General features: G+C 71.6%; 17 protein-coding genes. 12 read left to right on the top strand and 5 right to left on the bottom strand.

Annotated elements, in window-relative coordinates; genetic code table 11:
• Window positions 1-162 precede the first annotated feature (162 nt).
• The gene (locus OHS81_RS01075) at window positions 163-1,074 is read right to left on the bottom strand and encodes an FG-GAP repeat domain-containing protein (RefSeq protein ID WP_328381542.1); all 912 of its coding nucleotides are present in this window, start codon (window positions 1,072-1,074) and stop codon (window positions 163-165) included.
• 451 nt (window positions 1,075-1,525) lie between these two features.
• Here OHS81_RS01075 and OHS81_RS01070 point away from each other — a divergent pair, with 451 nt between their 5' ends.
• The 5 genes from OHS81_RS01070 to OHS81_RS01050 all read left to right on the top strand — a co-directional run bounded on the left by OHS81_RS01070 (window position 1,526) and on the right by OHS81_RS01050 (window position 8,231).
• Window positions 1,526-5,500: a virulence factor gene (locus OHS81_RS01070; protein WP_328381540.1), complete on the top strand. Its 3,975-nt coding sequence runs from the start codon at window positions 1,526-1,528 to the stop codon at window positions 5,498-5,500.
• The gene (locus tag OHS81_RS01065) at window positions 5,497-6,189 is read left to right on the top strand and encodes a hypothetical protein (protein WP_328381538.1); all 693 of its coding nucleotides are present in this window, start codon (window positions 5,497-5,499) and stop codon (window positions 6,187-6,189) included. The genes OHS81_RS01070 and OHS81_RS01065 overlap by 4 nt, the downstream gene beginning before the upstream one ends.
• 377 nt (window positions 6,190-6,566) lie before the next feature.
• Window positions 6,567-7,244: an AIM24 family protein gene (locus OHS81_RS01060; RefSeq protein ID WP_328381536.1), complete on the top strand. Its 678-nt coding sequence runs from the start codon at window positions 6,567-6,569 to the stop codon at window positions 7,242-7,244.
• Between the two features lie 52 nt (window positions 7,245-7,296).
• On the top strand, window positions 7,297-8,025 hold the full coding sequence (locus OHS81_RS01055; protein ID WP_328381534.1) for a ribonuclease H family protein: 729 nt from the start codon (window positions 7,297-7,299) through the stop codon (window positions 8,023-8,025).
• Complete coding sequence (locus OHS81_RS01050; RefSeq protein ID WP_328381532.1) at window positions 7,995-8,231, top strand: Rid family hydrolase; 237 nt, start codon at window positions 7,995-7,997, stop codon at window positions 8,229-8,231. Before OHS81_RS01055 ends, OHS81_RS01050 begins: the two co-directional genes overlap by 31 nt.
• 65 nt (window positions 8,232-8,296) lie before the next feature.
• Here OHS81_RS01050 and OHS81_RS01045 read toward each other — a convergent pair whose 3' ends face one another.
• Window positions 8,297-10,609 (bottom strand): FUSC family protein, encoded by a 2,313-nt coding sequence (locus OHS81_RS01045; RefSeq protein WP_328381531.1) that lies wholly within the window; start codon window positions 10,607-10,609, stop codon window positions 8,297-8,299.
• Between the two features lie 425 nt (window positions 10,610-11,034).
• Between OHS81_RS01045 and OHS81_RS01040 the strand changes: the two genes are divergently transcribed.
• On the top strand, window positions 11,035-11,571 hold the full coding sequence (locus OHS81_RS01040) for a DUF4232 domain-containing protein (protein WP_328381529.1): 537 nt from the start codon (window positions 11,035-11,037) through the stop codon (window positions 11,569-11,571).
• A 64-nt stretch (window positions 11,572-11,635) separates the two neighbouring features.
• Here OHS81_RS01040 and OHS81_RS01035 read toward each other — a convergent pair whose 3' ends face one another.
• Complete coding sequence (locus tag OHS81_RS01035) at window positions 11,636-12,592, bottom strand: NAD-dependent epimerase/dehydratase family protein (protein WP_328381527.1); 957 nt, start codon at window positions 12,590-12,592, stop codon at window positions 11,636-11,638.
• Between the two features lie 502 nt (window positions 12,593-13,094).
• On the opposite strand from OHS81_RS01035, the gene OHS81_RS01030 reads away from it, so the two are divergent.
• Genes OHS81_RS01030 through OHS81_RS01015 form a run of 4 tightly spaced genes read left to right on the top strand, consistent with a single transcriptional unit; the run spans window position 13,095 to window position 16,946 of the window.
• Window positions 13,095-13,418 (top strand): hypothetical protein, encoded by a 324-nt coding sequence (locus OHS81_RS01030; protein ID WP_328381526.1) that lies wholly within the window; start codon window positions 13,095-13,097, stop codon window positions 13,416-13,418.
• On the top strand, window positions 13,415-14,950 hold the full coding sequence (crtI, locus tag OHS81_RS01025; protein WP_328381524.1) for a phytoene desaturase family protein: 1,536 nt from the start codon (window positions 13,415-13,417) through the stop codon (window positions 14,948-14,950). The genes OHS81_RS01030 and crtI overlap by 4 nt, the downstream gene beginning before the upstream one ends.
• Entirely contained in the window at window positions 14,947-15,936 is a 990-nt protein-coding gene (locus OHS81_RS01020; protein WP_328381522.1) for a phytoene/squalene synthase family protein, read from the top strand. The genes crtI and OHS81_RS01020 overlap by 4 nt, the downstream gene beginning before the upstream one ends.
• Window positions 15,933-16,946 (top strand): DUF5914 domain-containing protein, encoded by a 1,014-nt coding sequence (locus OHS81_RS01015; RefSeq protein WP_328381520.1) that lies wholly within the window; start codon window positions 15,933-15,935, stop codon window positions 16,944-16,946. Before OHS81_RS01020 ends, OHS81_RS01015 begins: the two co-directional genes overlap by 4 nt.
• Window positions 16,947-17,052: 106 nt before the next feature.
• On the opposite strand, the gene OHS81_RS01010 is transcribed toward OHS81_RS01015, so the two are convergent.
• Together OHS81_RS01010 and OHS81_RS01005 are read right to left on the bottom strand one after the other, a co-directional pair.
• A complete protein-coding gene (locus tag OHS81_RS01010) occupies window positions 17,053-18,636 on the bottom strand; it encodes an FAD-dependent oxidoreductase (RefSeq protein ID WP_443058633.1) in 1,584 nt (527 codons plus the stop codon).
• A 31-nt stretch (window positions 18,637-18,667) separates the two neighbouring features.
• Window positions 18,668-19,906: a lycopene cyclase family protein gene (locus OHS81_RS01005; RefSeq protein ID WP_328381518.1), complete on the bottom strand. Its 1,239-nt coding sequence runs from the start codon at window positions 19,904-19,906 to the stop codon at window positions 18,668-18,670.
• Window positions 19,907-20,227: 321 nt separating this feature from the next.
• On the opposite strand from OHS81_RS01005, the gene sigK reads away from it, so the two are divergent.
• A complete protein-coding gene (gene sigK, locus OHS81_RS01000; RefSeq protein WP_328381516.1) occupies window positions 20,228-20,815 on the top strand; it encodes an ECF RNA polymerase sigma factor SigK in 588 nt (195 codons plus the stop codon).
• Entirely contained in the window at window positions 20,812-21,558 is a 747-nt protein-coding gene (locus OHS81_RS00995) for an anti-sigma factor (RefSeq protein ID WP_328381515.1), read from the top strand. The genes sigK and OHS81_RS00995 overlap by 4 nt, the downstream gene beginning before the upstream one ends.
• The last annotated feature ends 28 nt before the right edge of the window (window positions 21,559-21,586 follow it).

Raw genomic sequence — 21,586 nt, 5'->3', positions numbered from 1 at the left:
CCGCAGCACGGCCGCTGACGGGCCTGGCAGGCGGCCGAATCCACCGGCACGGTCCGGCCGCACAGAGCGCACCGATCAACCGCCCGGTCCGCCAAGGAGATACGCACCACGCCGACGCCGGACCGGTCACATGCATACCCCCGACGCCCGGCCGGCCCGGGGTCAGGAGAACAGCACGCGGTAGGTCTGGAAACCGGAACCGATGTTTCGCTTTGCCTCATAAGGAGCGGCTGCGATTCCGGTGCCCTTGTAGAGGGAGAGGTCGCCGTTGGGCTGACGGGCGATGAGGTCGGCTTTCCCGTCGAGGTCGATGTCGCCTGGGGCGACCAGGGCACCGTAGGCATTCCAGCCGGCCCCGATCTTCGTACGTGCCGTGAAGGGGTCGGCTGTGTCGCCGGTGCCCTGGTAGAGCCACAGGACTCCGGAGCTGTCGCGGGCGACGATGTCGGGCCACGTGTCGCCGGTGAGGTCGCCCTTGCCGGCTATCTGCGTGTAGGCGTCCCAGCCTCCGCCGATCCTGCGGCGGTCGGTGACGGTGCCGTCGCCGTGGCCGAGGTACAGCCACAGGACGCCCGATGCGTCTCGGCCCAGTACGTCGTAGCCGGGGGTGCCGGCGAGGTTGCCGGGGGAGAGGACGGTGTCGTAGATGTTCCATCCGCCTCCGACGTATCCGTAGCTGCTGGACATGCCGCCGTCGGTGGTCCAGATCCAGGTGTCGTCGGCGACACCGTCCCCGTCGTCATCGGCGCTGCTCGCTGTCCGCACATCGCCGTAGTCGGTGGCGAGGAGCTCTCGGGGAGCGAGAATCCGCGCTTGGTCGGGGGCGTAGGAGTAGAGCTTGCCCTGGGCGTCGATGGCGAACATGCCGAAAGTCGCAGCTGTCGACGAGCGGGAGAACCTCGACGCTGCGTGGCGGGCCGCTTCGGTCACTTCGGAGGCGTTGGGTGCCTTGGGCGATGTCCCGTTGTCCGCCGATGCGGTACTGCCTGCTGCCGTCAGCAAGGTGGCGGCCACGAGCATGACGGTCAGTCGTGGGAACCGTCTGTGACGCCAGTGGTTGGTGAGGCCGGACATGGGTCTCCTCTGAACGGGATCGGACAACAGACGGCGGTCGGACTCGGCAGGGTCCTCACGGGCCGCTGATTGACGCCAACGGGGCCATCGCGGCGGACGCCCATGACCGTGCGTCTTGATGGAGGTCCCGCCACGGTCACGATCCGGGTCAACCGTCTCGCGGATCTTGTCATATGCGCATTCAGTGTGCCTAGTGTGTAGATCCTGTGACTTGCCGACGAAGAGCGTCTTTCGGCGCAACCGGACGTCCCACTCATTTGCTCACGTCCTGGCGTCAACGCGGCACAGGAGGCACGGAGTTCACCGGATATGCCACACACATGCTTCGCGCTGCCGATGGCGGCGTGCGGAAGGAGCCGAGTTGCCCCCCAGAGGTACGGCAGGGAGACGCGGGAAGCGAAGACTTGCCCGCTTAGCGCCGGCGCTGACTCCGGTCACCGCGCTGGCGCTGTTGGCCGGTCTGGCCGTTCAGCCGGGAGACCTGACAGCAAAGCAGGAGAGGGGCACCGGCACGGTCGCTGACTCCTACGACTGGCACGAGGTCACCGCGGCCGAGCAGCTGCGACGGGACCAGTGCCTGATGAACGACGTACTGCGGCTGGGCGGAACGTCGATGGCCGCGGCCGCCCAGGACGGCCTCAACCAGCCTCCGGACAAGCTGCAGGCTCTGGCAGACCGCCGGCACTGGCAGGACACCCCGCTCGGGCGGGCGTATGACAGTGACAAAGGCGCCGCGGACAAGGCGATGCGGTCTCTCGAAGCCTTGGTCCAGGGATGGAAGGCGCCCCTCGAAGGCCTGGACACGCCAGGCGGTTTCACGGAGACCGACTTCCACTGGCCGCCGGGTCTTCCGGGCGACGGGAAGAAGCATTTCTACTACCAGACTGGTCTCTGGCAGTGGCACACAGGCCGTTTCTGGGGGCAGGAGGAGGATTTCTACAAGGACTCCACCCCCTTGGCCGACGAGGCCACCAAGAATGCGGTGACCGCCCTGGGCGACCCGCTGTACTCCAAGGATCCGGACCCGAGCCTGCCGCCCGACGAGTGGAACCAGGCCAACGCCGTACACGATGCGTACACCTCCCTGTCAGGCGATGCGTTCGAGCCGATGGGGGCCGACGACGCCCGGATCTTCCTGGAGTCGGGCAGCTTTCCGAAGTCGGCACCGCAGCCGGACAGCGCCGAATTCCGTATCGCGGTCGAGAACCTGAAAAACCGCTATGCCGCCTGCGCGTGGCGCGACCCGATCGACCCCGAGAAGGTACTCGGTGACGAGGTGAACAACGCTGCCGAGGAGTGGCAGCAGGAGATCGCCTCACAGGCCCCACAGCGCAACCGGATCCTGGACGCGAACACCGACGCGGCCAAGGCCCTCGCCAACGGAGCGAAGATCCTCGGCAACATGCTGGGCAACTCCTGGGTGGCCGATCATGTCGCCCGGTGGCAGTCCTACTGGTCACCCGGCGGAGCCGGCAGCAGCAAGCCCGCCAAGCCCGGCGCGGCGCAGTTCGACCAGGCCAAGAAGAGCCTGGCCGCCGCCCAGTCGGTGACGAAGGCCCAACTGATTCTGCTCAAGCAGCAGGAAGTCGCGGCCAAGCGGGCGGTCACCGCCACCGACACCGCCGAGCAGGCCGCTTACGCCACGGCCGACACCAACGGGGCGCCGCGCGGGCGTGGGTTGCTGGCCGCCCGGCAAAAGGCGCAGGTCACCCATGGCGCGGCGGCGGCGCTGGAGGCGATGGTCGGCGCCGCCCAGACGGCTGAGTCGGCCACGCGCGCTTCGGCCTCCGACAGCGCGACGATCGCGCAGCGCGCGCTGGCTCAGGCCGCGCAGTCGAAGGCCGCGTTCCGTAAGCAGGCGGCACAGTACGCCGAGCAGCAGGCCAAGGCTTCGGCCGCCTCCGCGAAGGAACACCGCGACAACGCGAAGAAGGACAAGGAGACTGCCGAAGCCAAGCTGCGGGATGCCCTCAAGGCAGAGGCCGACGCCAAGGCCGCGGCAGCCGGTGCGCACGCCAAGCGGCTGACCGCGGAGGCCGAGGAGAAGACGGCCAAGGCGGAGAAGGAGAGAGCTGACGCCAAAAAGGCCGAGGCCGCCCAGCACCGGCGCAACGCCGAGAACTATCAATCCACGGCGGAAGAGGCGAAGCAGAAAGCTGACTCCGCGGCCGGCACCGCGGCCGAAAGGCGCAAAGCGGCGGAGACGGCCCGCGACAACGCCAAGACCGAGCGGGACGACGCCTGGGACGCCGAGCAAAGAGCGGACGCCGCACGTGCCAAGGCGGACGCGAAGGACGCGTACGCCGACGCACACGAGGCCGATGACAACGCCACCGAGGCCCGCGCGGCAGCCGATACCGCGGATCGCGCAGCCACCACTGCCGAATCGGCGGCGCATTCGGCGCGTAACGAAGCCAACGCGGCTACGCAGGCCGCAGTGGAGGCGGATGTCGCCGCCACGCGTGCCGAAGCCGCCGCCGGCCGGGCCCGAGCCGCCTCCGACGCGGCCCAGGCCGACAAGCTCAAGGCCGACGCCGCGGTAAGGACGGCCACCAGTGCCGCCGCCGATGCCATCGCCGCGTCCCAGCATGCCGCTGCCGAGGCCAAGGCCGCGGTCAAGGACGCCGATGAGGCCGAACAGCATGCCAAGGACGCCAGGTCTCATGCCGACGAAGCCAGGAAGGAGACCGTCAAAGCCCGGCTGGCCGCGGCCAAGGCAGCCGGATTCGCCTATGCCACCGCCCAGGCAGCCGTCGACGCCCGCCAGGCGGCGGCGCAGGTCGCCAAGCCGGCCAACGACGCGATCCAGTTGGGCTCGCCCTTCGTCACCACCGACTCCGCCGCCCCGCTGGTCGTGCTCTCCGGCCAGGGGGCGAAGACCATCGCCGAGCAGCAGCTCGCTGTGGCCGAGGCGCATGCCAAGAACGCCAAGAAGGAAGCGGCACTCGCCCAGAGCCTCGCGGACAAGGCCGCCGGGGATGCGAAGGCCGCCTCACAGAGCGCCGCGAATGCCGCCGGCTACGCGTCAGAGGCCCGTGGTTACGCCAATGAGGCACTCGGCTACTCCGCCGAGGCCGCCGAAGCGGCGTCCAAGGCCGCGCAGTCACTGACCCGTACCGTCGACTACGACCGGCAGGCCACGGAGGACGCCGCCGCGGCCGACGCGGCCGCAGGCAGGGCCGAGGGCTATGCCAAGGACGCCCGGGCCTCCGCCGATGCGGCGGCCCTCGATGCCGAAGCGGCCCGCAACGCCGCCGATGCGGCGGAACAGGCGGCCCACGAAGCCCGCGAAGCGGCCAACCGCGCGGACGCGGACGCCACCGCCGCCGAAGAAGCGGCCAAGGACGCGAAGAGCTACGCGGAGAGTGCCCAGAAGGCCGCGGACGAGGCCGAACGAAACCAAGCCAACAAGCAGGTCGCCAAGGGGGCCGGTACCGGGATCGATCGCACCTTCTCCGTCGTGGACAAGGTCACGCCGACAGGCGAGCCGGACGTGACTCCATGCGTACTGGGCATGGGCAACTCGGGCTGCGATGTGACGTTTACCCTGCATTTCGACGCCACAGTCAGCTTCTATCTGTGCCTGAACCCGAACGTGCCCGCCACCGAGTCAGGATGCCGGGCATCGGACGCCCTTTTCCTCGACACGCAGTCCTACAAGGGACTCACCAAGAAGATCTCCAAGCATTTTTCGAACCTTGACATCGTCAAGGAGGTCGACAAGGCATTCCTCGCGGGTATCTGGAAGGCTCTGACCCAGGACTTCGTCGACTGCTACCACCAGATCACTCCGGGGAACGACGGGGGCAGCCTTTCTGGATGCGCCTGGGCCGCTGTCGCGTTCGTGCCCGGCGAGAAGGTCCTGCAAGCTGTTAAGTACGCAGTCAAGGTAGAGGATGCGATCAAGACCGGGGTCGGTGCCGAAAAGCTCCTCGCGGACTTGAAGAAAATCTTCGGAGAAAAACCGTCGACAGTGGATCTGCTCAATCCGGAGAGCTTCGCGGGGATGGCCCTTCGAATTTCCGAGCGTATGACTGACCGCGCCAAGGCGGCCAACGGTGTCGACTTGGATCTGGTCAGGAAGCTCGAGGCCAGTGGCGCCAAAATAAACCGGTCGAAGGTAATCATGGCGGTACGCTTCTCCAGGCCGGGCGTTCCGGTGGCCTGGCTGGAGTCCGGCAATGCGCGCTCCGGTCTCATCCACATCATCTTTCGGCACGCAGGTGAATTCATCGACAGGGGAGTGGCCTCGGAAGATCTTCCGAAACTTCTCGCGAAAGCGTTGGGCGAAGGAAAGGTCGTTGGCGTGCAACAGGGTGCGGGTGACGGTCGGCCGATCTATGAGACCGTGTTCAACGGCAGGACCCATCGCGTCGCCATCTCGGTGGGCAACAACGGTTTCATCATAGGAGCAAATCCGGCATGAACGAGCAAGAGGCGCCTCGTCATCTCCTGGTGCGCGCACGAGGAGAGGAATCCCCCCTGTTCACCTCGACCGCGGGATTCCATGCGGTTGCCCCGGACGACTTCACGAATGGCGTGCCGGTGGGCGATCCCGCCCTGGCCCTTTCCGATGGCATGGCGGACGGCCTCCTCGCCTGGAACTCCGCTCTTCCACCGGAAGGCCCCACCGCCAAGGCCGCGCTGCGTAAACACGTCAAGACCGGCCTCGAACTTGCTCAATCCCTGGCGCGGCACCTGGGGCCGGAGTGGGTTGTGCGCTATTGGGACGCTCGGCACGGCACGGCGAAGTTCGTGTGCTGGGGGTGCTCACGCCTGCACTGGACTCTGGAGTCACATGGCACTCCACCGCATCCCCTTCACATGACCTTGATGGCCGAGTACCAGTGGGGGCCTTTCCGCGCGGAGGGGTTCGGTGACTTCATGCCGGATGACCCCGCGGCTGCCGTCGACCTGCCCGACGATCTGGTGGACGACCTGTACACCTGGGCCGGCGACTATGACGCCGAGATAGATCGGTACGTGACAGAGCGCGACGAAGACGGGCATAACGCTCGATGTATCGAATTGGAGTGCAGCGGCGAGGAGTTGGCTCATCGGGTCGCCCGTGCGTTGAAACCGGGGCGGACGGTGACATACGGCGGACTCGCCTGAAATCCCCTCACGCAAGCCGCGATCCAAGGCCGTTGAGCCGGAAACGCCGGCCGGACCGGTTGACCGTTGTCGGGACGTCGGAACACTGAGCCAAGTGTGACTGCTGCCGGTGATCCCACACGTGCCAGGCAGCTGAGTGTGGTGGGTGCTCTCCCAGGGCGCCCACCACACTCGTCTTTCCGGCCTGGCACCGCAATGACGGGTTGGGCACCACGCGATGGTGGTCTCGTGGACCAGTCGGTTCCCGTGGACGGCCGACTGGGCGGCGATTTCGGCGCCGGTGAGGTGCCAGTTCGTCGACGACGAGGTGGCCGGCCTGGGCATCCGTGAACCGGCAGGACCGGCCAATCGCACTCGGGGTCGCTAGCATGCGGGCCATGAAAAGCGATCTTTTCTCCGCCGAGAACATGGCCGCGCCCACCACCGCGCCCGGCATGATCCAGCAGAACGCCAAGTCCATCAAGTACGTCCTGGACGGTGAGTGTTATGCGCGACAGGGCTCGATGATCGCCTACCGCGGTGATCTGCAATTCGAGAAGCAGGGGCAGGGCGTCGGCAAGTTCCTCAAGCGCGCGGTCACCGGCGAGGGGCTGGCGCTGATGGCCGTACGGGGCCGCGGCGAGGTGTGGTTCGCGCACGAGGCCGCCAACTGCTTCGTCATCGACCTCGCCCCCCGCGACGGCCTCACCGTCAACGGCCGCAATGTGCTGTGCTTCGACCCGTCGCTCTCCTACGAGATCAAGGTCGTCAAGGGCGCCGGCATGGTCGGCAGCGGGCTCTTCAACTCCGTCTTCAGCGGGCAGGGCAAACTGGCGGTGATGTGCGAGGGCAATCCCCTGGTCATACCCGTGTCCCCGCAGTCCCCGGTCTTCGTCGACACCGACGCCGTGGTCGGCTGGAGCAGCAGCCTGCAGACCACGCTCCACCGCTCGCAGAGCCTCGGCTCGATGCTCCGCGGCGGCTCCGGCGAGGCCGTCCAACTCCGTCTCGACGGCGAGGGCTTCGTGATCGTACGGCCCAGTGAACTCCGCCCGGAGAAAGCGGCCGGCAACTGATCGGCACCGGGCAGCGGCAGAGGCGACTTCGCCCGTCGGGCCACCGGCTGGCATGATCGCGCCCATGGCTGAACGCGTGATCGCCGCCTGTGACGGCGCGTCGAAAGGAAACCCCGGGCCCGCGGGCTGGGCCTGGGTCATCGCCGATGGTGAGGGAGCCGTCGTGCGGTGGGAGGCCGGGCCGCTGGGCACCGCAACGAACAATGTCGCCGAACTCACGGCCCTGGAACGCCTGCTGGCGGCCACCGAACCGGCCGTACCCCTGGAAATCCGGATGGACTCCCAGTACGCCATGAAGGCCGTCACCACCTGGCTGCCCGGCTGGAAGCGCAAGGGCTGGAAGACCGCCGCGGGCAAGCCCGTCGCCAACCAGGAACTCGTGATGCGCATCGACGCGCTGCTCACCGACCGCTCCGTGCAGTTCCGGTACGTACCGGCGCACCAAGTGGACGGCGATCCGCTCAACGACTTCGCCGACCGGGCCGCCAGCCAGGCCGCGATCGTCCAGGAGGCCGCCGGCAGCGAGCTCGGCTCCCCGCAGCCACCACCGGCCTCCCCGCCCGCCCGGCCCGCCGGCCCGCGCCGGGGCGCCTCCGCCGCGGCCGCAAAGACGGCGTCCTCACCCAAGCGGCGAACGGGGAACACGACGCGGACCCTCAACGCCAAGTTCCCCGGACGCTGCCGCTGCGGACGCTCCTACGCAGCAGGCGAGCCCATCACCAAGAACCCGGACGGCTGGGGACACCCCGCGTGCCGCTCGGGCACCGGCAGCACCGACTGAGCTCCACGGCAGCAAACGAGGAGGCGGTGCGGACCCGCATCATGCTGACGGACGTGTCGCAGTGGAAAGACGCCTCACGGGCCCACGGCGAGCGTTTTGCCTCTGTCCGGCCGGCCTGCACCGTCGTAGAGGTCTCCCGGTTCATTGATCCTCATTGGCTCGTCGAAGTGGAAGTCGACGCAGTGACCGGCAGCGGACCGAGCTGAGCGGCCGGTTCTGCGCTGCAGCTCGGTCCCACCGGTGCGAGAACGCGAGGGTCCGGCAATCCGGGTCACCCACGAGCCGCTGCGGCATCGGCCGCGCCACTCGCCTGGTGTCCCGAGCCGCCCTTGCCGCCCTTGGGGCTCGCCACCGGTACGCCGAGCGGGCGGGCGATGCCCACCACTCCCTCGTCGAGGCGCTGGAGGTGGCGCAGCACGCGGAAGGTGACCGTGCCCGAACGCAGCGCCCCGGAACCGGCGGCATCCAGCATCGCCGCGATGCTGACGCCGGACTCCACCTCGCCCTCGGTGCTCTCCTCCAGCACGCGCGCGACGATGAGATCGATGTTCTGCGCGATCCGGCGGCCGGCCCGCTCCAGGCGCGGGTCGGCCGCGATGGTCTTGCTGTACGGCACGAGTTCCGCCGTCGCCGCCAGGGAACGGGCGTGGTAGGCGGCGGTCTCCAGCAGCGCGACCAGGTACCGGGCGGTCCGCCGCCGCACGCGCAGCGGGGTGATCGGATGGGTCAGGGGCTGGGTGGAGGCACGGAGATCGTCCAGCGCCGTGTCCAGATCGCGGGCCTTGCCCAGCAGGTCGACGGCCGGCCCGCCGCTGAGCTGTTCCACCGCGGCGGCGACGACATCCCGCAGCCGGACCAGCACCGTGCCCAGCTGCTCGTCCGTGCGGCGGTCCGTGTGCACCGGCAGTACCAGTACGGCGGCGATGATCCCGCACGCGGCGCCCAGCGCCGTCTCCTCGATGCGCAGCACCAGCACGGTCAGGCTGTAGGTGTTGAGCAGGGTGTAGAGCAGCCCGAGCATCGCCGTGACGAAGAAGGACATCAGCGCATACGACAGCGGTGCGGTGAAGTACATCCCGAAGATGCAGAGCAGCACGAGGGCGAACGCGGGCCAGGTGTGGTCGCCGACCAGCCCGGCGAGCGCGACACCGGCGACCACGCCGAGGACCGTGCCCACCAGCCGGCGGTAGCCCTTGACCAGGATCTCGCCCGTGGACGCGGTGTTGAGGAAGACGACCCAGCAGGTCAGCACCGCCCAGTACCAGCGCTGGCTGGACAGGAACTCACCGCCGATGATGGCCAGCGTCGAGCCCACCGCGACCTGGCACGCGGCACGGGTGGTCGGCCTCTGGAGCCCGGTGCGGTCCTCCTCCGCCTCTTCGGTCTCCTCGGCCGCGACGATCGCCAGATCCTCGGCGTCGAACTCTTCACGTGAGCGTGTGGTGGCCGGGGTGTCGTCCGACTCGTCCTGCGGCCCGTCCAGCGCCAGCCGCAGACCCAGCACGGCCCGCGCGCTCTCACCGACCCCGCGGAAGACGTCCTGGACGACGGACGAGGCGCGCGGCAGATTGTCCTCGTCGCGGTAGCCGAGCAGCCTGTTGCGTACATGGGCGAGCGCGGTGCCGCGGTCGTCGGATGCGCGCCGGGCGACCAGGAGGAGCAGAGAGTTCAGATCCCGGCGCAGGGTGACGGTCGCCGCGTCCTCGGCCGGGGTACGGGTCGCCGTGGCCGGCACGGGGGCGTGCGGCAGATGCATGGTGAGGGTGTCCGCCCGCTCGGCGCTGCGGGCGTTGAGTATCAGCATGCCCAGCCGTTCGGCGGCGATCTCGGCATCCGCGACGCGGCGTTGCACCAGCCCCGCCGCGGCGGCGCTCTGTGTGCCCTCCTCCAGGAGGCCCTGGATCATCAAGGCCGCTTCGTGCAGCCGGGCGGTGTGCCGCCGCAGGTCGTCGAGGACCTTGTCCAGTTCCTCGGGGCCGGCGTCCAGCAGCTCCAGCTGGGTGGCCAGCAGTTGGGCGAGACGCGCGCGGAAGGCCTCGCGCAGCCGGCCCAGGGTGCGCTGCGGTGTCTCCGGGACGACGGCGAACCGTACGACCGCGCTGCACGCGAGGGCAATGCCCAGGGTCAGATACAGCTCGGGGAGGGCGGGGACGGTGGCGTGGACGAACAGCGAGACGAAGTAGACCTGAAAGCCGATCAGGCCGAGCGCGGTGCCGCGGTCGCCGAACCGCCGGGAGTAGACGGCGCCGAAGATCAGGAGGACGAAGAACACGTCACCGGCGATGACCAGGGTGTGCAGCAGCGCCGCCAGCGACATGGCGGCCAGCGCGACGGGCAGGCCCAGCGCCAGCGTGATCGCCTGGCCGCGTACCTCCTTCTCCCTGATCGCGAAGGTGGCGACCATGGCCGCCATGGCCCCCGCGACCATCAGGGTGACGCCGGTGCCGAGCAGGGCGAGGACGACGAGGGTGAGCACGATCGCCCCGACCGTCCGCAGCCCCGCCTTCAGCCGTAGCAGCCCTGGGTCGGATGCCGCGAAGCGGTCCCAGGTTCTCGTCCCAGCCCGCCGTATCGCTGCCCTCACGGTGCCGTACACTCCCACTTCTTGCCATGATCAGGGGTGCTCCAGCATCGCACGCCTGATCGGAAGGCTTTCATCCGCATCGTCTCGGGGGCCGCTGTGCGGCATGTGCGGGTCCGTACCCGTGTACCCCGCGAACTGCCTCCCGGCCCTCGCGAGCTTTGGCCTCACGAACTTCCCCGCACCCGGGCACTCCTCCGCCTTCCCGGCGCCGCCCTCCGGTTCTGCGGGTGTTAGCCAGGCGTTAGCCGATCAGCAGTGGTGGCACCCAGGGTGGGTCGCGAACGAACCAGCACCCACCGGCCGGTCCCGTGGCCGGCTCTCCCGTGCGCGTCATCGCGGGGGCCGGGGAGGGCCGTGCGGGCCGGACGGCGGGTGGGACACACCGAGGTTTCTCCGGATGCCGGAGAAAAGGGAGTTGATGACTGATGACCATGCGTGGTCTGCGTACCGCCGCCACCGTCACCGCCGCTGTGGCCCTTGCCGTGGGAGTGGGTGCCGGTATGGCTTCCGCGGCCGGTGCGGCAGGATCCGGCGCGGCCGGCGCGTGCGAGCCGGGGACGCTGAAGGTCACGACCACCAGCGCGGGTTCGAGCCAGGTCGGAATGAATCACGAGGGCACCTACCTCAAGGTGACCAACACCGGCACGAGCGCGTGCGCGATAGGCGGCTACCCGGGGCTGGCGCTGGAGGGGGCCGGTCACACGGCCCTGAAGACCACTGCGCACCACGGTGACACCTACTTCGCCAAGGACCCGGGCGCGCACGGCATCACCCTGAAGCCGGGCAAGAGCGCCTTCGCCGACCTGGTCTGGACGCACGCCGGCCCGTCCGTGCAGGCCAAGTACCTGCAGGTGTCTCCGACGGGCAGCAACTCGCACGGCGTCGTGGCGTTCGACAAGGCCGTTGACGGCGGGAAGCTGTCCGTGACGGCCTGGTCGGCGACGCCGCCCAGCGCTTCCTGACCGCTGGTGGCAGCCCGGAGGCCCGACGCACCGCGCGTCGGGCCTCCGGCATGCCGCGGCCGGGTCAGCTCCGGGCGCCGGACGTCAGCGTGCGGTACCAGTCGACGGTGGCGTCGAGGGTGGCACCCAGCGGCGTCGGGTGGACGCCGAAGGTCCGCGTGAAGGCCGCGGAGTCCACGATCTGTGGCTCGGTGTGCTGGTAGAACATCTCCGCGTACTCGTCCATGAAGGCCGCATCGAACGGCCCGAAGGGGCGCGGCTCGGGAAGGACCACGCGCCGCAGCGGGCGGCCCACCCGCTCCTCGATCATCGAGTGGATCTCGCGGGTGGTGGCGGCGGGCGCGGTGGGCAGATGCCAGACCCTGCCGTCGCCTTCCGGGTGCTCGCCGAGGGTGGCGAGGCCGGCCGCCACATCGCGGATGTCCGTGTAGCTGTGCGGCAGGTCGATATCGCCCATGCCGAGGACTTCCCCTCCGGTCAGCGCGCCGGGGAAGACCGCTCCGCCGAGCGTGGAGTTGAGCACACCGGGGCCGACGAAGTCCGCCGACCGCCCGAGGACGACCCGGGCGCGGCCCGCCCGGTGGGCGGCGAGATAACGCTCGTCCAGCTCGGCCCGCATCCGCCCCTTGCGACTGGTCGCCCGCCACGGAGTGTCCTCCGTCATCACCTCGCCGTGCGTCGGGCCGTACGGGTACAGCGTGTCCAGGACGACCAGGCGGGCGCCCGTGGTCTCGACAGCGGCCAGCACCGCGCGCTGGACCTGCGGCATCACCTCGATCTGGCGGTGATAGTCGACATTCACGCAGTGGTACACGACGGCGGCGCCCTCGATGGCGGCCAGCGCCCCCTCGGGCGTGCTCACATCGGCGGCGCATCGCTCGATGCCCTCGGCAGGGTTGTCCGGAGCCGAGCGGCTGACCAGGCGTACGGCGTGACCGCGGCGGACGAGTTCGCCGGCGAGCGCGGTACCGGCGGGCCCGGCGCCCAGGACTGCATGGAGGAGGCGTTCTGCGGCAGACATGGTGATTCCTTCTCTATGGGCCGGTGGCCGGTGGCTGAGGGGCTGATGACCGTGGAGCCAGGAGCTGGGAGGCGAGAGGAGCTTCGCTCCGCCATCTCGCTTCTGTTAGAGACTATAACGCTAGTGATGGGTCATAGCGATAGAGGTGTGGCCAGTCCCGGCCATGGCCCAGGCGCGCACCCCGGCAGGCCGCCGAGCGGCACCGGATCAGTGCGGGGCAAAGGCGCGCGGCGGACTCGCCCGGCGGCATCGGTGGCTGCCGCCGTTGGTGTCAGAGGGGAGCGGCGCCGTGCGTGGTGTGTGGAGTGCCGGGGCGGGGGAGTGCAGGGTCGGCGTGGGCATCGGTCGTGTGCCCGGCCAGGCGGCCCCCGGGTCCGCCGGCCGGTCGGCCGTGGTGCCGGGACGGCCCCGACGCCACGGCGGAACGCCGCCCCGTTCGGGGCGCTTTACGCGGCACGGGCGGCGCCCGGACCAGTGGAGCGCGAGGTGAAGGGCGTATGTCATGGGTGTCGGTTTCACGGAAGGGTCGACGTCGGTGACGGTCGCGGCATCGGCGGTGCCGCAGCGCGTGGTGCTCGACGCCCGTCCGCAGGCGGCGCTGCGTCTGTACGGTGTGCCGCCCGCCGGGGCCGGTCCGGACTGCTATCTGCGGTGGGTGCCGTTGCTGCCGTCCTGGATCGAGCCGTGTTCCGTGGCGCTGCCCGGCCGGGGAGCGCGCTCCGACGAACCGTCGCTGACCGACCCCGCGTACTTCAGCGCCCGCCTGGCCGCGGTGCTGGACGACTGGGCCGAAGGGGGCAGTTCAGCCGAAGGAGGCAGTGCATGAGGACCGTCAAGGGCCCCACCGACCACGTCGTGGTGGTCGGTGCCGGTCTCTCCGGGCTGTCCGCCACGCTGCATCTGCTCGGCGCCGGCCGGCGGGTGACGGTCGTCGAGCGCGAGGCGCTGCCCGGCGGCCGGGCCGGCCGGATCGAGCGCCACGGCTACCGCATCGACACCGGGCCGACCGTGCTGACCATGCCGGACCTCATCGACGAGGCGTTCGCCGCGGTCGGCGAACGCCTCACCGGCCGGATGGAACTGCGGGCCCTGCACCCCGCGTACCGCGCCCGGTTCGCCGACGGCAGCGAGCTGGACGTGCACACGGACCCGCAGGCCATGGAAGCGGAGGTCGAACGGTTCGCCGGTCCCGCGGCGGCCCACGGCTACCGACGGCTGCGGCACTGGCTCCAGCAGCTGTACGCCGTCCAGCGGCACCGCTTCATCGACGCCAACTTCGACTCGCCACTGCAGCTGCTGCACCCGGACCTGGTCCGCCTCGCCGCGCTCGGCGGCTTCGGCCGGCTCGACGACCGCATCGGCCGCTTCCTGCCGGACCCGCGGCTGCGCCGGGTCTTCTCCTTCCAGGCGCTGTACGCGGGCGTGCCGCCCGCACGCGCCCTGGCCGCCTACGCCGTCATCGCCTATATGGACACGGTCAGCGGGGTGTACTTCCCCCGCGGCGGGATGCACGCCCTTCCCCGTGCCATGGCGGACGCGGCCGCCGACGCCGGTGCCGCCTTCCGCTACGGCCACCCGGTCACGCGGCTGGAACGCAGCGGTGACCGGATCACGGCCGTGCTCACCGAGCACGAGCGCATCCCCTGTGACGCGGTGGTCCTCACCCCCGACCTCCCGGTCGTCCACCGGCTGCTCGGCCGGCGCCCCCGCCGTCCGCTCCGCCTGCGCCACGCGCCCTCTGCGGTGGTCCTGCACGCCGGTACCGACCGGACCTGGCCGCGGCTGGCACACCACACGCTCTTCTTCGGCGCCGCGTGGGAGCGGACCTTCGACGAACTCACCCGCACCGGCCGGCTGATGAGCGACCCCTCGCTGCTCCTCAGCCGCCCCACTGCCACCGATCCCCAACTGGCCCCGCCAGGGCGCCACTTGCACTACATCCTGGCGCCCTGCCCCAACACCGAGACCGGCCCCGGCGCCGGGGACTGGCACGACCTGGCCCCCCGGTACCGCGACAGCCTGCTCTCCGTTCTGGAGCGCCGGGGACTCACCGGCATCGGCGCCGCCACCGAGGTACACCACCTGGTCACCCCCGCCGACTGGGCCGCCCAGGGGCTCGCCGCCGGAACACCCTTCTCCGCCGCCCACACCCTGGCGCAGACCGGCCCCTTCCGCCCCCGCAACCTCGTGCGCGGCACCGAGAACGCCGTGCTGGCGGGCTGCGGCACCACCCCGGGCGTCGGCGTGCCCACCGTCCTGATCTCCGGCAAGCTCGCCGCGGCCCGGATCACCGGCCCGCGGCCCGGCCGTTCCCCCGCAGGCACGCACCGCCCCACCCCGAGAGGCATCCCGGCATGACCGCTCGCGAGCTGGACGCCGCAGGCATCACCGACCCCCTTCTGCGCGACGCCTACGCCCACTGCCGTCGGCTCAACGCCCGGCACGGCAAGACCTACTTCCTCGCCACCCGGCTGCTGCCCGTGGAACGGCGGCCGGCCGTCCACGCCCTGTACGGCTTCGCCCGGCGGGCCGACGACCTGGTCGATGAACCCGGAGCAGGCCGCTCCACCGCCGACTGCGCACGGGCGCTCGGCGCCCTCCAGCGCTGCCTGGAGGAGGCCCTGCGCGGGGGAGAGACCACGGAACCGGTGGTGCGCGCGCTCGCGCACACCGCTGCCGTGTACGGCATCGACCACCGGCACTTCACGGACTTCATGGCATCGATGCGCAGCGATCTGACCGTGACGGACTACCCGACATACGCGGACCTGCGGCGCTATGTGCACGGCTCGGCCGCGGTGATGGGGCTGGAGATGTTGCCGGTGCTCGGCACGGTCGTGCCGCAGGAGGAAGCCGCACCGCACGCCGCCGCCCTGGGCGTCGCCTTCCAGCTCACCAACTTCCTGCGCGACGTCGGCGAAGACCTCGACCGGGGCCGGATCTATCTGCCCGCTGACCTGCTGGCGGCGCACGGCGTCGACCGCGCACTGCTGCGGTGGAGCCGTGACACCGGCCACCGCGACCCGCGGATCACCGCGGCCATGACGGCGGCCGCCGAGCTCACCCGCGGCGTCTACCGCGAGGCGGAACCCGGCCTCGCCCTGCTCGACCCGGTGTCGCGCCCGTGTATCCGCACTGCGTTCGTCCTCTACCGCGCCATCCTCGATGCCGTGCGCGACGACGGGTACGCCGTGCTGCACCGCCGCTCGGTGGTCTCCCGCAGCCGCCGCGCGGCCACCGCGTCCGGCGGTCTGGCCCGGGTCGCCGCCGCCCGCATCGCCGCCCGCCGCCCCGCCGTGCGACGTGCCGGGGTGCCACACCGCCCGCAGGAGGAGACCTCATGACCCGACCGGCCCGCAGGCCTCCGCGGTTCCCGCTCCGGCTGCGGCCGCGGCCCGTGCCGTGGGAAGCGCAGCGTCCCACCTGGCGCGACGCGCACCCCGCGCGTATCGCCGACGCCGTCAAGGCCGCCCTCGCCCGCCCGTCCGGCAACTGGTTCGTCCTCGGCGCGAGCGGCGGCATCGGCGTCCACCGGGCCTTCGGCCGTACCGTCGCCGGTGTCGAGGTCGTCGCCTGGCGCGACCCGGCCGGCCGGCTGATGGCAGGGCCAGGGGCCTGTCCGCACCTCGGCGCGCCGCTGGACCGAAGCCCCGTGCACTGTGGCATCCTTCGCTGCCGTTGGCACGGACTCGCCCTGGACGGCGCCCCGTTCGCGGGCTGGGAGCCGTTCCCCGCGTACGACGACGGGCTGCTGGCCTGGGTACGTCTCGACGAGGCCGGCGGCGAGCAGCCGCTGCCCGAGCCGGTCCTGCCCGCCCGGCCGAGGACAGCGGGTGCCGTCACCGCGGTGCACACCGTCACCGGCCGATGCGATCCCGAGGATGTGATCGCCAACCGTCTCGACCCCTGGCACGGCGCCTGGTTCCACCCCTACTCCTTCGTCGACCTCACCGTGGCCGGCACCCTCTCGGACAGCGGCGGGGAGGGGGCGGACGGCATCGCCGTCGAGGTCTCCTTCAAGGTCGCCGGGCGCGCCGTGGCGCCGGTCACGGCCCACTTCACCGCCCCCGAGCCGCGCACGGTGGTGATGCAGATCGTGGCCGGCGAGGGCCGGGGCTCCGTGGTGGAGACCCACGCCACCCCGCTGGGCCCGGACGACCGGGGGCGGCCGCGCACCGCGGTCACCGAGGCGATCGTCGCCACGTCCCGGCGCCCCGGATTCGCCCTCGCGCGCGCGGCCGCGCCCGCCCTGCGCCCGCTGCTGCGCGCCGGCTCGCGACGGCTGTGGCGCGACGACCTGGCCTACGCCGAGCGCCGCTGGGAACTGCGCAGCAGCGGACGCCTCCCGGGCTGACACCGGCCGGCGGCCCCGGGGGCCGGTCTGCAAAGTCCGTCTGCCTCGCGGGACTTTGCAGACCGGCCCCAGGACCCGCCACCTCGACGGACCGGGAGCACCCCGTTCACCGCTCCGCCCACCGCGCCGCCGCCCACCGCAGTGCCGCGGAGCGCCCCCTGTCCGGCACGGTCCACAGGGTCTGTCCGCGTACACCCCAGCGCCTCAGCAGGGCATTGGCCGCGAGGAACCCGGTCGTCGCCGCGCGCTCCATCAGCGCCACCGGGAACGGGGTGCGCACCGCATCGCCCGCGACCACCACCCGGGGGTCGGGCGTGTGCACGGTCGGCCGGTCGCCGAAGCCGCCCACCGGGAACAGCGGGCAGTCCGCGCGCCACTCGTGCCGCCGGTCGACGATCCGGACACCGCGGGTCTCCGGGTAGACGGCGTACAACTGCTCCACCAGACGACGCTGTTCGCCCGCCCGGTCCGCTTCCGGGGCGACGGCGTAGGCATGCAGTTCCAGCACCGAGCCGCCGGTGCGGGCCGACCAGCGGGCCGCCTCCCCCTCCCAGCGCTCCAGCACACTGACGTTGTCCAGGGACCCGTAGCCGCTGGTGCCGAGGAAACCGGGCCGGTCGGCGCGCACCTGCCGCTCCAGCCACAGCCGCGACACCAGGAAGGGCGGCGCGGTCCGCAGCCGCCCGATCCGCGCCCGCCACGCGGCGTCCGCCAACCCGTCCGAAGCGGCGACGAGTTTCCGCAGCCCGCCGGGGTCCAGCGCCAGCACCACCGCGTCGAACCGGCGCGCCTCGCCCCGCGCGACGACCTGCACCCCGCCGCCCGCCGCCGGCCCGACCCGGGTCACCGCCGTGTCCGTGCACAGCCGCACCCCGTGCCCCGTCAGATACCGGCCGAGGGGGTGCCACAACGCCTGCGGGAAGGGCTCGGCGGGCACGTCGAAGAGCAGCCCCTCGCTGGAGCCGAGAAAGTAGATGTGGAACATCAACACCAGTTCCGCGGCGGACAGTTCCCGTGGGTCGGCGAAGAAACTCCGGGAGAACACCTCGAAGGCGAGATGCCGCGCGGCCTCGGGGAAGCGGATACGGGAGAGGAAGTCCTGGGCGCTGATGCCGTCCAGCCGCTCGTAGACCTGCGGCACCCGTACGTCGAGCAGCGGCAGGGCCGCACCCGGACGCATCCGCGCCAGATCCCGCCAGGTGAACGTGGGACTGAGCGCCACAAATCCCAGTGCGCTCCACGGCGGTGTCCGGGGCACCCGCGCAAAGCTGTCCTGCCATCCCGCACGGTGGCGCAGCGGGTAGTCGGGCAGCCGTCGGAGCATGTCCAGCCCCGGGTCGGCCCGGCGCAGCAGCCCCCGCAGGTTGTAGTACTGCGGGAAGAAGGCATGGAATCCCCGGCTCATGGTCGCCGTCGAGCCGTCGGCGAGCCGCACGGGCCGGCCCGCCAGCCGGCCGCCCAGGTCCGCTTCGCGTTCGTACAGCGTCACCCGCACCCCCCGCTCGGCCAGCGCGGTCGCGGCGGCGAGGCCCGCGATCCCGCCGCCGACCACCGCCACACCGGGGCCGCCGGGCGCGGCCCGCTCCCGCCCCGGCGGCCCCGGCACCCGTTGCGCCCGGCGGTCGCGTCCGTGCCGCGCGGCCCCGCCCCGCGCACGTCCGCAGATCACGTTCTCTCCGGCAGGGCGCATCCCGTGGCCGGTTCGCCCTCGTGCGGCAGTGTCATGGCCGGCTCTCCTCCGGTCTCCGGGGACGTGCGACGGGCCCCTTCACCGCACCATGGCCCGTACGGGGCAGCAGCGGCAGTTCGGCGACGGTGCGGAGCATGGGCAGCACCGGGGTGTGCAGGCCGATGGTGACGTCCTCCCACAGGCGGGAGCGGCCGTCGAGAAACCGCAGCAGCCGCTCCATCGGCACCTCGCGGAACAGCCCGGTGAAGAACTCGGCGCCGTCCACCCGGCCGCGGTCCAGTGCACGCAGCAGCACGGCGTCCATCGCCCGGTGCCAGGCCGTGTGCGCGGGCGGCGGGAGCGGCGGCCGGCCCGCCAGGAGGGCGGCCGCGAGATGCGCGGACTGCCGTTGTACGGCGGCGAAGGTGTATCCGGTCGACGCGCGGGTGGCGCCGCCCGCGGTGCCGATGCGGAACACCGAGCGGCCCGCCCGCCGCGGAAACCGGCCGTCGGTCATCGGGATCACGCCCTGCTCGACGGCGGTCACCCGGAACCCGTCCAGCCGCAGCACCTGCGCGGTGTACCGGCGCAACGCCCGCTCGTAGGCGGCGGTGTGCAGGATCCGGCGGGAGAACTCGGTGTACTCCACCAGCGCGGTGCGCTCGCTCAGCGGCAGGACGTACCCGAAGGACAGGCCATGAGCGGGCTGCGGGGTGCGGAAGTCCATCAGATCCGCGATCGCGGGATCGAACGCCGGCCGTCCGGTGCGGACGAACCAGCCCCGGAAGTGCTGCTGGAGAGTGGTGCGGGCCGGTGGGAGCCGGACGCTCGGCCGGGAGTCGAAGGCCCAGCGCGCCCGGAAGACCACCGGGCGTCCGGCCTCGTCGCGCCCCCGTACCTCCGCGCCGCCGGCGGCGTCACGTACGGACTCCACCGTCGCGGTGACCCGGACGACGCCGCTCCGGCCGGCCAGGCGGGCGCCGACGAAGGCCTCGAAGTCGGGTGAGCGCAGCATCTTGTACCGGAAGGGCGCGGGCCGTCCTACCGTCGCCGCCCCGTCGGGGCCGTGCACCCGAAGCCGCTCCCACGAAGCGGTCAGCACGGAGTCGAAGGCGCCGCCCGGCGCTTCCCAGTAACACCAGGTCCGTTCCTGCGGGGTGAGCGGCCCGTGGGGGGCGTCGATGAGCAGCACCCTTGGCTCCCGGTTGCCCGCCGCCGGTGCGCACAGCCGGTAGGCGAGCGACAGCCCGGCCGCTCCCGCGCCGACGATGACGGCATCCGCGTCCCGCACGCCGGACCTCCCTGTGCCTCGATGAGCCCGACGGTGATCCTTCCGCAGCAAGGGGCCGGGAGGCGGTGTCCGACGCGCGGGAAACCGGTGGGCCGGTCGATGCCTCCGCCTCCTGGCCGCTTTGACCACCGGTCAGGAGCACAGGAAGCGCAGGAGCACACGAAGCAAAGGACCGCAGGACCGCACGGTGACGGACCGGTGCCGTGGCGGCCGGGCCCGCCCGCGGTGCCCGCCGCGGCGTAGGCCAGAATCCTTTCCGACCAATCCGGGTGCCGCCCGGCGCCGAATCACCGGTGACCCTGTCACCGTCCGGAGGTGTCCATGCCCGTCGCAGCCCGCGGCGACCGATCCTCAGCGCCGCATTTCGGTGCCCTGGAAGCACTGCTCGACCGCGTCTCCCGCGGTGACCAGCAAGCATTCGAGAGTCTGTACACAGCAGTTGCCGGCTCCGTGCTGGGTCTGGTGCGCCGGGTGGTACGGGACCCCGCCCAGTCCGAGGAGGTGGCACAGGAGGTGCTGATCGAGGTGTGGCGGTCCGCGGCCCGCTATGACGCGCGGCAGGGCAGCGCCATGGCCTGGATCATGACCCTGACCCACCGGCGCGCGGTGGACCGGGTGCGCTCGGCCCAGGCGGCGGCCGACCGCGACCACCGGGCCGGAGTGCACGGCTACACCGCGGCCTTCGACGAGGTCAGCGAACAGGTCGAGCGGCGGCTGGAGCGTGAGCAGGTGCGCCGCTGCCTGGGGCAGCTCACCGAACTCCAGCGGGAGTCGGTGACGCTCGCCTACTACCGCGGGTACACCTACCGGGAGACCGCCGACCTGCTGGGCACGGCGCTGGGCACGGTCAAGACACGGCTGCGCGACGGACTGATCCGGCTCCGCGACTGCCTGGGGGTGTCGGCATGAACACCGTCGATCTGCACACGCTCACCGGTGCTTACGCCCTGGGCGCGCTGTCCGGACAGGAGGCCGCGGAGTTCGCCCGCCACCTCGCCCAGTGCGAGGCCTGCGCCCGGGAGGTGCGGGAGCTGCAGGAGACCGCCGCCCGGCTCGCGCTGGCGGTCGCCGAGGTGCCCCCGGCGGATCTCCGGATGCGGGTGATGGCGGCCCTTCCCGAGGTCCGGCAGCTTCCCCCCGTACAGCGCGAGGCCACGGTGGTCCCGCTGCGCCGCCGCGCACGCCGCCGCCTGCCCTACCTCGCGGCCGCCGCCTGCCTGGCCGTCGCCGCGGTCGCCGGCGGACTGGCCGTCAACGCCCGCTACGACGCCGACCAGCAGCGGGACCGGACCGCCCGCGCCGAGGCGCAGGCAGCCGAGGTCAGTGCCCTGATGACCGCGCCGGACGCCACCTTCCACACCACGGCCTTCAAGGGCGGGGGCAGCGGGACCGTGGTGGCCTCCCGGCGGATGGGACGGACCGCCTTCCTCTACCACGGCCTGCCGGCACTGCCGGATCAGCGCGTGTACGAACTCTGGTACAGCCGCAACGGCACGATGGTGCCCGCCGGACTCGTCGAGCCCGGCCGCTCCTCGGGCACGATGCTGCTGACCGGCGGACCGCAGGGCGCGGACGGCGTCGGCGTCACGGCCGAACCCCCGGGCGGCTCCAGCAGCCCCACCAGCCCGCCGCTGGGGCTGCTGCGGGTATGAGCTGACGTTTCACGACGGGTGACACCGG

The organism is Streptomyces sp. NBC_00400 (assembly GCF_036048035.1).
In the GTDB taxonomy this organism is placed as follows: Bacteria; Actinomycetota; Actinomycetes; order Streptomycetales; family Streptomycetaceae; genus Streptomyces.
Note: the sequence above shows the minus strand (reverse complement) of the source record. Positions and strands in the feature narration are given on the sequence as shown.